At 70.9% G+C, this 10,458-nt stretch carries 8 protein-coding genes and 1 pseudogene; 4 read left to right on the forward strand and 5 right to left on the reverse strand.

All coding sequences use genetic code 11. The features are described 5' to 3' along the window. Window positions 1-728: pseudogene (locus BN423_RS10690) on the reverse strand (hypothetical protein); the annotation flags it as partial. A gap of 68 nt (window positions 729-796) precedes the next feature. Continuing rightward, a complete protein-coding gene (locus BN423_RS03270; protein ID WP_019238836.1) occupies window positions 797-2,446 on the reverse strand; it encodes an ABC transporter substrate-binding protein in 1,650 nt (549 codons plus the stop codon). 458 nt (window positions 2,447-2,904) lie between these two features. On the opposite strand from BN423_RS03270, the gene BN423_RS03275 reads away from it, so the two are divergent. Together BN423_RS03275 and BN423_RS03280 are read left to right on the forward strand one after the other, a co-directional pair. Continuing rightward, window positions 2,905-4,314 (forward strand): Y-family DNA polymerase, encoded by a 1,410-nt coding sequence (locus BN423_RS03275; RefSeq protein ID WP_019238837.1) that lies wholly within the window; start codon window positions 2,905-2,907, stop codon window positions 4,312-4,314. Next, window positions 4,307-4,669: a hypothetical protein gene (locus BN423_RS03280; RefSeq protein ID WP_019238838.1), complete on the forward strand. Its 363-nt coding sequence runs from the start codon at window positions 4,307-4,309 to the stop codon at window positions 4,667-4,669. The genes BN423_RS03275 and BN423_RS03280 overlap by 8 nt, the downstream gene beginning before the upstream one ends. A gap of 80 nt (window positions 4,670-4,749) precedes the next feature. Here the strand turns inward: BN423_RS03280 and BN423_RS03285 are convergent, their stop codons facing one another. Next, window positions 4,750-5,568, reverse strand: coding sequence for an HAD family hydrolase (locus BN423_RS03285; protein WP_019238839.1), 819 nt, complete (start codon window positions 5,566-5,568; stop codon window positions 4,750-4,752). 236 nt (window positions 5,569-5,804) lie between these two features. Here BN423_RS03285 and BN423_RS03290 point away from each other — a divergent pair, with 236 nt between their 5' ends. Both BN423_RS03290 and BN423_RS03295 read left to right on the forward strand, forming a co-directional pair. Further along, window positions 5,805-7,007, forward strand: a complete 1,203-nt coding sequence (locus BN423_RS03290; RefSeq protein WP_019238840.1) for an iron-containing alcohol dehydrogenase — start codon at window positions 5,805-5,807, stop codon at window positions 7,005-7,007. A gap of 36 nt (window positions 7,008-7,043) precedes the next feature. After that, window positions 7,044-8,279, forward strand: coding sequence for a glycoside hydrolase family 3 protein (locus tag BN423_RS03295; protein ID WP_019238841.1), 1,236 nt, complete (start codon window positions 7,044-7,046; stop codon window positions 8,277-8,279). A gap of 11 nt (window positions 8,280-8,290) precedes the next feature. On the opposite strand, the gene BN423_RS03300 is transcribed toward BN423_RS03295, so the two are convergent. Next, on the reverse strand, window positions 8,291-9,157 hold the full coding sequence (locus BN423_RS03300) for a deoxyribonuclease IV (protein ID WP_019238842.1): 867 nt from the start codon (window positions 9,155-9,157) through the stop codon (window positions 8,291-8,293). A gap of 3 nt (window positions 9,158-9,160) precedes the next feature. Continuing rightward, window positions 9,161-10,345: an aldo/keto reductase gene (locus BN423_RS03305; protein ID WP_019238843.1), complete on the reverse strand. Its 1,185-nt coding sequence runs from the start codon at window positions 10,343-10,345 to the stop codon at window positions 9,161-9,163. Window positions 10,346-10,458: the final 113 nt, after the last annotated feature.

Raw genomic sequence — 10,458 nt, forward strand, 5'->3', positions numbered from 1 at the left:
CAGGTCGCCGGCCCCGTGCGACGCCAGGACATGGTGCGTGCCGGCGCGTCCGGGGCAGCAAGGGCGCCTCCCGCGGAGGCATCGAGCACCTCGATGCGCGATAGCTGGGGCGCCGCTACCGCGACCGGCAGCCAGATGCGCACGTCGTCATCTGCCCCCGCGCGGTCGACCGAGAGCGTCGCGCGCACCGTGATGCTCCGAGCGGCGCCGCCCGCGGCGCGCATCTCGTCGCGGACGGCGCGGCAGGCGGCGAGCTCGGCGGCCACGCCCGGCTCCGGCTCGAGCCCGGGCACCTCGTCCGCATAGATGCGCAGCGTGTCGATGAAGTGCGGGAGCGTGCAGGGCGTGCCCGCTATGAAACGCACGTCGATGCGGCCGCGCGCCGCAAGGGCGCAGACATCGTCGAACGAGACGTCGGCGCCGGCGGCGCGCAGGGCGCCCACCGCGTCCCCGAGCGGCAGGCGGTACTCATGCGCCAGGTGCGCGAGCCGATGCCACTCGAGGCGCAGCCGCGGCACGAGCGGCGAGGCCGGGTCCTCCGCGATGCCGTCGCGGCAGAGCGCGGCCGCCTGGGCGAGGTAGCCCGCATCCTTGGCGCGCGCCACCGCCGGCGGCAGCGCCATGCCGAGCGCGGCGACGTCGGCATCGCGCGCATCGGGCGCATCCTCCACCTCGACGAGCGCGCCCGTCGTCTCGACGCCCTCGTGGCCGCTCCACGTAACCGCCATGTGCTCCCCCGTTCCCCTCAACGCAGCGTCGGCGCCCGCGCCTCCCCAAACGCGGACGCCAAGCGAAGCTATTCCTTCGAGACCTTGCAGAGGTCGTACGTGCCCACCTGCGGACAGATGAGCCCCTTGACCGACGGGTCGTACCCGATGAGCTTCTGCGCGTGCGAAATCACGATGACGGGCACTTGGTCGGCGACGATCTCCTCGCACCGCTGATAGATGGCATCGCGATCCGGCCCTTCGGGCGTCGCGGTGCCCTCGTGGATGAGCTCGGTGTACTCATCGTCCGCGAAGCGCGAGACGTTGATGCTCGGCTCGGTGTCGGAGAACAGGTTCATAAAGTTGTCCGGGTCCCCGTTATCGCCGATCCACCCCGCGGCGCACAGATCCCAGGCCTCGATCTCGCGGCGCGCCAGAAACGTCGTCCAATCGTAGGAGTTGACGGTGAGGCTCACGCCGGCATCCTCCAGATACCCCTGGATGCTCTCGGCGAGCTCGCGGCCGCCAGCGGCGTTGTAGTCGCGCTGCGAGGAGTACGTGAGCATGGTGAGCTCCGTGATGCCGCGCTCCGCGAATGCCGCGCGCGCCGCGTCCGGGTCGTACGGGAGCTGCTCGATGTCCTTGTCATACGGTGCCATCCACACCGGCATAAACGAGTTCGCCACCGTCGCGTAGTCGCCGTAGAGCGCCTGCACGAGCGCCTCGGTATCGATGGCCTGGCGCACGGCGCGTCGCACCGCGACATCGCTCGTCGCGCCGACATCCGTGCGCATCGCGATGTAGTTGATGTTCATGCCCTCCGAGGTGAGGATCGACTTGCCCGAGGACTCGACCGTGTCGGCCGTCGCCATGTCGACGCCCTCGATAATGTCGACCTCGCCGTTGCCGAGCGCCGTCACGCGGCTCGAGGTCTCGGCGATGAAGCGGAACACGACCGTGTCCATCTTCGCCGCGTTATCGTCGTTCCAATAGTCGTCGAAGGCCTCAAGCACGAGGTTCTGGCTGCGGTCCCAGGAACGGAACGCGTAGGGGCCCGTGCCCACCGGATGCTCCGAGAGGTCGTTGTCGTAGGTGTCGAGCGCCGTGGGCGAGACGATGGGCGAGCTCAGCTGCATCGCGAGGTTCTTGATGAACGGGGTCGACACGGCGCGCAGGGTGAAGACCACGGTGTAGTCGTCCGGACACTCGATGCTCGCCACGCCAGTCCCCGTCTCCTCGGAACCGAAGTTGAACGAGGCGTACGGCATGGAGTCGAGGCGGTCGGGCTCGAGCTGGCGGCTCACGGAGCGCTTGACCGCCTCGGCGTTAAAGTCGGTCCCGTCGTGGAACTTCACACCCTGGTGCAGGGTGAAGGTGTAGGTGAGGCCGTCATCCGAGATGGTGTAGTCCTCGGCGAGCCAGGGGATGATCTCGGAACAGTCCTCGTTGAAGCGCACGAGGTTCTCATAGATCTGATTCGTGACGTTGCTCGAGGCGATGTCCGAGATGAGCGCCGGGTCGAGCGACGAGGGCTCGGCCGCCTGGGCGAACGTGAGCGTGGATGTCGCATCCCCCGCGCTCCCGGTGGCAGACCCCGCCTCGCTCGCCCGCTGGCCCCCGCACCCCGCGAGGCTCGTCGCGACGGGCACCGCAACGAGGGCGCCCATCGCCTTCAAGAACATGCGGCGCGAGACCTCGCGCGCGTTCGGCTGCTGCTCGAAGCGATTCGTCGTTCCCATGGCGTACCTCCTTGTACCGGGCGCCGCGCGTGCGGCGCGCACAACCGACCGGCCCCGCCCCGTCCTGTGGACGGGCCATCGCCTGAGCCCGGCGGCGGGAACAGCGCCCCGCCCGATCCGGCGCCCGCATGGCGCGCGACCGGCCGCTTCGGCTATGGTATGCGCCCACCGAACGCCGCCAGCTTCACTTTTTCGCAGGTAAACAAGGTGAAAACAGCTCGCATCAAACGGGAAAACAACTCGAAACGCCCCCGAGACCCACTCGACACGCGCCGAACACGCACCGGAAACCGCCCGGCAACATACGGAGGGCTCCCGCTCGCGCGCCCCAGCTCCGCGCCGGCGCGCTCCCCTCTCCCAACTATCGAACATATGTCCGTATTATTTGCTATACTTGACAGCGACGGGACGGCGCGGCACGCGCCCGCGCGGCAACGGATCGGAAGCGGGGAGGCTCGATGGACGACAGGCGAACACCGTTCGAGGGCGCACCCGCGGGCCCCGCGCCGGGGACGGACGACGAGCGCACCTACCTATGCATCGACCTCAAGACGTTCTACGCGAGCGTCGAGTGCGCCGACCGCGGGCTCGACCCCTTCACGACAAACCTCGTGGTCGCCGACCCCGCCCGGGGCGAGAGCACCATCTGCCTCGCCGTGACGCCCGCCATGAAGGCGCTCGGCGTGCGCAACCGCTGCCGCGTGTTCGACATCCCGCCCGGCATCCGCTACATCAAGGCGCGGCCGCGCATGCGCCACTACATGGAGGTCTCCGCCCAGATCTACGGCATCTACCTCGAGTACGTGAGCCCGCAGGACATCCACCCCTATTCCATCGACGAGTGCTTCATCGACGCCACGCCCTACCTCAGACTCTACGGCCTCGACGCGCGCGCGTTCGCCGAACGGCTGCGCGCCGCCGTCTTCGACCGCACGCGCATCTCCGCCACAGCCGGCATCGGGCCGAACCTCTTCCTCGCCAAGGTCGCCCTCGATATCGACGCGAAGCACGCGGACGACGGCATCGGCATGCTCGACGAGGAGTCGTTCCGCCGCACCATCTGGCCGCACCGGCCGATCACCGACATCTGGGGCATCGGCCCGGGCATCGCCGCGCGGCTCCAGAAGTACGGCGTCCACGACCTCATGGGGGTCGCCGCGCTCGATGCGTCCATCCTCTACCGCGAGTTCGGGGTGAACGCCGAGTACCTCATCGACCACGCCTTCGGACGCGAGCCCACCACCATCGCCGACATCCAGGCGTACGCGCCCGCGTCGTCCTCGTACGTGAACGGCCAGGTGCTGCCGGAGGGCTACGCGTTCGAGGACGCCCGCACGATCTTGAAGGAGATGGTGGACGCATCGGCCCTGGAGCTCGTGGACCGGCACGAGGTGTGCGGGCACATCTCGCTCTCGGTGGGATACGAATGGGAGCGCGAGGGGGCGAATGGCAGCGGGACGACGGGGGGCGGGCGCGCGGGCGACGTCTTCGTCGGTGAGCACGGGACGCGGCGCCTCGGGCGCGGACGGGGCGGCGGGCACGGCGGCGGCTCGCGCAAGCTGCCGTTCCGCACCAATTCCTACCACAAGCTCATGGCGGCCTTCGACGGGCTCTGGGACGAGACCGTCGACCGCGCGCGGCGCGTGCGGCGGCTCTCGATCGGCCTCGGCAACCTCATGCCCGAGGAGTTCGCGACCGTCGACCTCTTCACCGACGTCGAGGCGGAGGGGCGCGAGCGCGACCTGCAGAAGGCGGTGCTCGCCGTGAAGGGGAAGTTCGGCAAGAACGCGCTCCTGCGCGGCACGAGCCTCACCGAGAAGGCGACCGGCCGCGAGCGCAACGAACAGGTGGGAGGCCACCATGCATGACGGGAACGATGTGACGAAGCCGCCCGCGACCCGCGCGAACGGGCACGCGCGCGCCGACCGCGCCGCCCAGTTCATGCCCTTCGCGGCGCTGCGGGGCTACTACGAGCTCATCCGGCGGCAGGAGCGCGTGCCCGAGCCCCGCCACGAGCTCACCGACGAGGAGGCGCTCGCGCTCTCGCGCACGGTGGCGCGCATCCGGCGCGGGCAGGTCGTGCGCGCCGTCTACTACGACGGGGACGCCTACGCGACGCTCACCGGCTGCGTGGCACGCATCGACCTTATCGAGCGCGAGCTCACGCTCGTGAAGACGCGCATCCCGCTCGACGACATCAAGGAACTCGAGATCGTCTCGTGAGCGCGCCGCGGGGCGCGGACGGCTCGCGGCGCGCGGGCGCTCCCCCGCCGGCCGAGACGCCGGCGCCGCCCGGCAGCGCATCACGCGGAAAACGGCCACGACCCGGCGGCGAGCGCCTCGATGGCCTGGGCGACGGCATCGTCCTCGCACCGACCGATATGCCAGCGCGCCGCCGCGGCCGCCTCGGGCGTCGCGCCCGCCACGGCGACGGGATGCCCCACGACCTCGAACATGGCAAGGTCGTTGCCCGCGTCGCCGAACACCGCGACCTCCTCGGTGGAGATGCCCAGGTGCTCGCAGAGCCTGCACACCGCGGACCCCTTGTTCCACCCCGCGGGCATGATGTTCAGAAAGCCGCGCATGGGCACGTCGAAGTCGAGCTCCTCGAAGGCGTCGTTCAGCTGCGCGCACAGCGCGACGGTCTGGGCCATGTCGCCGTCCACGAAGACGTTCGCCTTCTGGATCTCGAAATCGGGCAGGCCCGCGCTCTCGATCGCGACCTGCGCGTAATCGTGCACGACCGGCGCCATGTCCGCGCGCTCGCCGCAGCACAGGTAGGGCTGCGACCCCTCGAACGCCACGAGGCCGGCGCGCGGGACGTCCCCGAGCACGTCCATCAGGCGCTCGAGCGCCGCCCGGGACGGCATGCCGTAGGCGATGCGCTCGCCGTCATGGTAAATCGCGAGCCCGTTCGTGGTGATGCAGGTCGCGCAGCAGGCGGCGTCGCCGGAGAAGAAGGGCGGGATCTGGGTGACGGCGCGCCCGCTCGCCACGCCCGCGACGATCCCCGCATCGAGGGCGGCGTGGAAGGCCAGCCGCGTCCGCTCGGAAACGTGGTCCCGGCCCCGGGGCATGATGGTGCCGTCGATGTCGCTCAGAATCAACTTGATAGGCTGCATGAAACCTCGTCCTCTCAGGGTCGCGCGCTCGTGTCGCCGTCGATGATAGCCCAAGGCGCCGCCGCTCGCCGGCGCGGCGCCGCCGCCGTTTCATTTTGCGCCGGGGCGCGATACGATGGTGCGGGGCGCCCGAGCGCCCCGGCCGCCGTGCCGGCGACCGCCGTGGAAGCCCGCGCTCCCGCGCAACGCCCGGCACCCGACCAACCGATGCGGAAGCGCACAGATAGGAGACCCACGTGAACGACTTCACCTTCTACTCCCCCACCCGGATCGTCTTCGGCCGCGACGCCATCGACCGCACCGGCCAGGAGCTCGCCGCTGCGGGCTTCGGCCGCGCGTTCATCGTCTACGGCGGGGGCTCCGTCGTGCGCACCGGCACGCTCGACCGCGTGAAGGCGTCACTCGATGCGGCGGGCGTCGCCCACGTCGAGCTCGGCGGCGTGCGCCCCAACCCCGAGGTCTCCTCCGTGCGCGCGGGCATCGAGATCGCGCGCGCCGAGGACGTCGATGTACTGCTGCCCGTGGGCGGCGGGTCGACCATGGACGCGGCGAAGGCCATCGCGCTCGGCACCGTGTACGAGGGCGACGTCTGGGACCTCTTCTCGAAGCGCGCCGCGCCTAAGGGCCGCATCCCCGTGGTCGCCGTGCCCACCATCCCCGCCTCGGGCTCCGAGGCGTCCGATTCGGCCGTGATCAGCAACGACGCCGAGCACCTCAAGTGCGGCCTCAACACGAACCTCAACCGCCCCGTCCTCGCCATCATGGACCCCGCGCTCACCTTCACGCTGCCACCGTACCAGACGGCCGCCGGCGTGACCGACATGATCGCACACATCATGGAGCGCTTCTTCTCGGGTGAGCCCGGCGCGCCCGTGACCGACAACATCGCCTGCGGCGTCATCCGCGCCGTCATGGACGAGGCGCCGCGCGTCTTCGAGGACCCGTGCGACTACGACGCGCGCGCCAACATCATGTGGGCGGGCACCCTCGCGCACAACGGCCTCGCCGGCTGCGGCGTGAACATCCCGGGCGGCCGCGACGGCGACTGGACCTGCCACGGCCTGGAGCACGAGCTCTCCGCCCTCGACACCGCCATCACCCACGGCGCCGGCCTCGCGGTGATCTTCCCCGCGTGGATGCGCTACGTGTGGCAAGAGCACCCGGAGCGCTTCCTCACCTTCGCGCAGGGCGTCTTCGACATCGAGCCCATCGACGACTCCGAGGAGGCCGTGCGCGACGCCGTGACCGCCACCATCGACGAGCTGCAGGACTTCTTCGTGTCGCTCGGCATGCCGCGCACGCTCGGCGAGTTCGGCGTGAAGGAGGGCGACATCGACCAGATGCTCGCCGGCCTCAAGATCAACCGCGGCGAGGTGTTCGGCAGCTTCAAGCGCCTCACGCTCGAGGACGCGCGCGCCATCTACAGCAGCGCCCTCTAGACCGTGCGGCCGCCTCGCACCGAGGGGGTGAACCCGATGCGACCCACATCCGTCTCGCGCCGCGCGGCGCTGGCCGCCCTCGGCTGCGCCGCGGGCTCGCTCGCCGGCCTTGCCGCCTGCGATGCGCCCGCGCCGGGCGGCGACGGACAGGCGGGATCCGCGGGGAGCGGCGCTGCGGGCGGCCAGGGCTCCGCGCGGGACGAACCCGTCGACGCCGTGAACGCGCTCTTGGCATCGATGACGCTCGAGCAGAAGGTCGCCCAGCTCTTCATGGTCACGCCCGAGCAGCTCACCGGCGTCTCCACCGCGACGGTCGCGGGCGAGCTCACCGAGCGCGCGCTCGCGGAGCTTCCCGTGGGCGGCCTTGCCTACTTCTCGAAGAACCTGCAGGGCGCCGACCAGGTGCGCGCCCTGCTCGATGGCACGGACCGGCTCGCGCGGGGCGCCGGCGCGGGCGTCCCGCCGCTGCTCGGCGTCGACGAGGAGGGCGGGTCGCTCGTGGCGCGCGTCGCGAACTCCGGCCTCTTCGACGTCGAGCGCTTCCCCGACATGGCCGAGATCGGCGCGACGGGGGACGCCGCGCGGGCGGCAGAGGTCGGCCGCGCGATCGGGACCTACCTGCGCGAGATCGGCTTCAACCTCGACTTCGCGCCCGTCGCCGACGTGCTCACGAACCCCGATAACACCGCTATCGGCGCGCGCTCGTTCGGAAGCGACCCGGACCTCGTGGCCGAGATGGTCGCTGCGGAGGTCGCGGCCATGCTCGACGCCGGGATCCTGCCGTGCGCGAAGCATTTCCCCGGGCACGGCGACACGGCGGGCGACTCCCACACCGGCGCCGTCTACGCCGAGCGCACCCGCGCGGAGATCGAGGCGTGCGAGCTCGCGCCGTTCCGCGCGGCGATCGAGGCGGGCTGCCCGCTCGTGATGGTGGGCCACATCGAGACCCCGAACTTCGCGGGCGACGGCCTGCCCGCCTCGCTCTCACCGACGATGATGGGCGACGTGCTCCGCGGCGAGCTGGGGTTCGAGGGCGTCATCGTGTCGGACGCGTTCGACATGGGCGCCATCACCGAGCGCTTCGCACCCGGCGAGGCGGCGGCGCGCTTCTTCGCGGCGGGCGGCGACCTCCTGCTCATGCCATCCGACCTGCACCTCGCCTACCAGGGCGTTCTCGACGCCGTACGCACCGGGTCGCTCAGCGGGGAGCGCGTGGACGAGAGCGTGCGGCGCATCCTTGCGGCGAAGCGGCGCGCGGGGCTGCTCCCGTAAAGCGGCCGCCCTCAGCCGGCGAGCCCGCGCAGCAGCGAGATCTCGGCCGCGTACCCCGGAAGCTCGTTCGGCGTCTCCAAGATGAACGGCAGGTCGCGCAGGGCGGGATGGCGCACGATGCGCTCGAAGACCGCGAGCCCGCCACCCAGCTCCGCAGAGCCCAGATACCCCTCGCCGATGCGCGCGTGCCGGTCCTTGCGCGCGCCGCAGGGGTTCTTCGAGTCGTTGAGGTGGATGGCATGCAGCCGCTCGAGCCCCACGACGCGGTCGAATTCGTCGAGCACGCCGTCGAGGTCGTGCACGATGTCGTAGCCCGCGTCGTGCACGTGGCAGGTGTCGAGGCACACGCCTAGAAACCCCGCGAGCTCCGGCCGCGCCGCGCCCACGGCGTCGATGATCGCGCGGAGCTCCTCGAAGCGTCCGCCCACCTCCGTGCCCTTCCCCGCCATGGTCTCGAGCAGCACGCATGTGCGCTGGCCTTCGAACATCACCTCGCAGAGCGTCTCCGCGATGAGCTCGATGCCGCGCTCCGCGCCCTGCCCCACGTGCGCGCCGGGATGGAAGTTGTAGAACATCCCCGGCAGGAGCTCCATGCGCTCGAGGTCCTCGCGCATGGCCTCGCGCGCGAACTCCCGCGCCCGCTCCTTGGCCGAGCAGGGGTTGTACGTGTAGGGCGCATGCGCCACGAGCGGGGCGAAGGCGTGCTCGTCGAGCAGGGCGCGCAGGCGCGCGACGTCCGCCTCGTCGATGGCGCGCACCGACCCGCCCCGCGGGTTGCGTGTGAAGAAGGCGAAGGTGTCCGCACCGATGGAGCACGCCGTCGCGCCCATCGCCGCGTAGCCCTTCGCGATCGAGAGATGGCATCCGATGTGCAGCATGGCCTACCTCCGCGCCAGCGCGTCGAGCACCGCGCCGATGGGCCCGGGCGTGAGGCGGCGGCGCGCGTCGACGAGGCGCGCGGGGATGTCGATGTGCTGCGGGCACTTCCGCGCGCATGCCCCGCACGAGACGCACGCCGAGGCGAGCTTGGGCGATCCCGTGCGGATGGCCGACGCCGTCATGTACTGCGAGATCCCCGTGAACCAGCCATGCGCGTACGACGCGTTGTACGCCGCGAAGCACCCCGGGATGTTCACGCCCTTGGGACAGGGCATGCAGTAGTTGCAGCCCGTGCAGGGCACGCGGTTCGAGCGCTCGAAGACCGCGAGCACGCGCGCGATGGCGTCGAGCTCCGCGGGCGTCATCGAACCGGGGAGCGCGCCCTCGGCGACCGCGGCGTTCTCCTCCACCATCGCGGGCGACGCCATGCCCGAGAGCAGCATCGTCACCCCCGGATGGTTCCACACCCAGGAAAGCCCCCAGGCGGCAGGGGTCGTAAGACGCTTGCTCCCCGCGGCGTCCAGCACGCGGCGCGCCGCGTCCGGCAGCTTGTCGGCCAGACGGCCGCCGAGCAGCGGTTCCATGACGAAGACGGCGAGCCCGCGCTCGGCCGCGGCGTGCAGCCCCGCCGTGCCCGCCTGGTAGGTCTCGTTCGCGTAGTTGTACTGGATCTGGCAGAAATCCCAGTCGAACGCGTCGAGCAGGCGCGGGAAATCGCCCGCGCTGCCGTGGTAGGAGAAGCCGATCGCGCCCACGCGCCCCGCGGCCTTCTGCCGTGCGATCCACGCCTCGATCCCGAGCGCGCGCAGCCGCTCCCACTGCTCGAAGCCCGTTACGTTGTGCAGCAGGTAGTAGTCGATCCGGTCGGTGCGCAGGCGCTTGAGCTGCGTCTGGAAGAAGCGATCGAAGTCCTCCGGGGCGCGACACGAGGCATGGGGCAGCTTGGTGGCGAGGAGCACCCGCTCGCGCAGGCCGAGCTCCTCGAGCGCGGCGCCCACGCAGGCCTCGTTGCCCGGGTAGAGGTAGGCGGTATCGAGGTAGTTCACGCCGAGCTCGACCGCGCGGGAGATGATGGCGCGGGCCGCGGAGGCGTCGGGCGTCCCGAGCGGCGTGCGCGGGAAGCGCATGCACCCCAGGCCGAGCGCCGAGATGCGCGCCCCGGTTTTCGGATCGATTCGATACTGCATAGCCGCCCGACCTCCGGATGCGACGCGATGGGAACCAGCTGGCTGGATTCTACCATGCGAATGCGCGGGAACACGGGGCTGCAATGGGCGCTCGGAACCCAAAGTGAGCGAAA

It is taken from the genome of Enorma timonensis, assembly GCF_000321165.1.
Taxonomy (GTDB): Bacteria; Actinomycetota; Coriobacteriia; order Coriobacteriales; family Coriobacteriaceae; genus Enorma.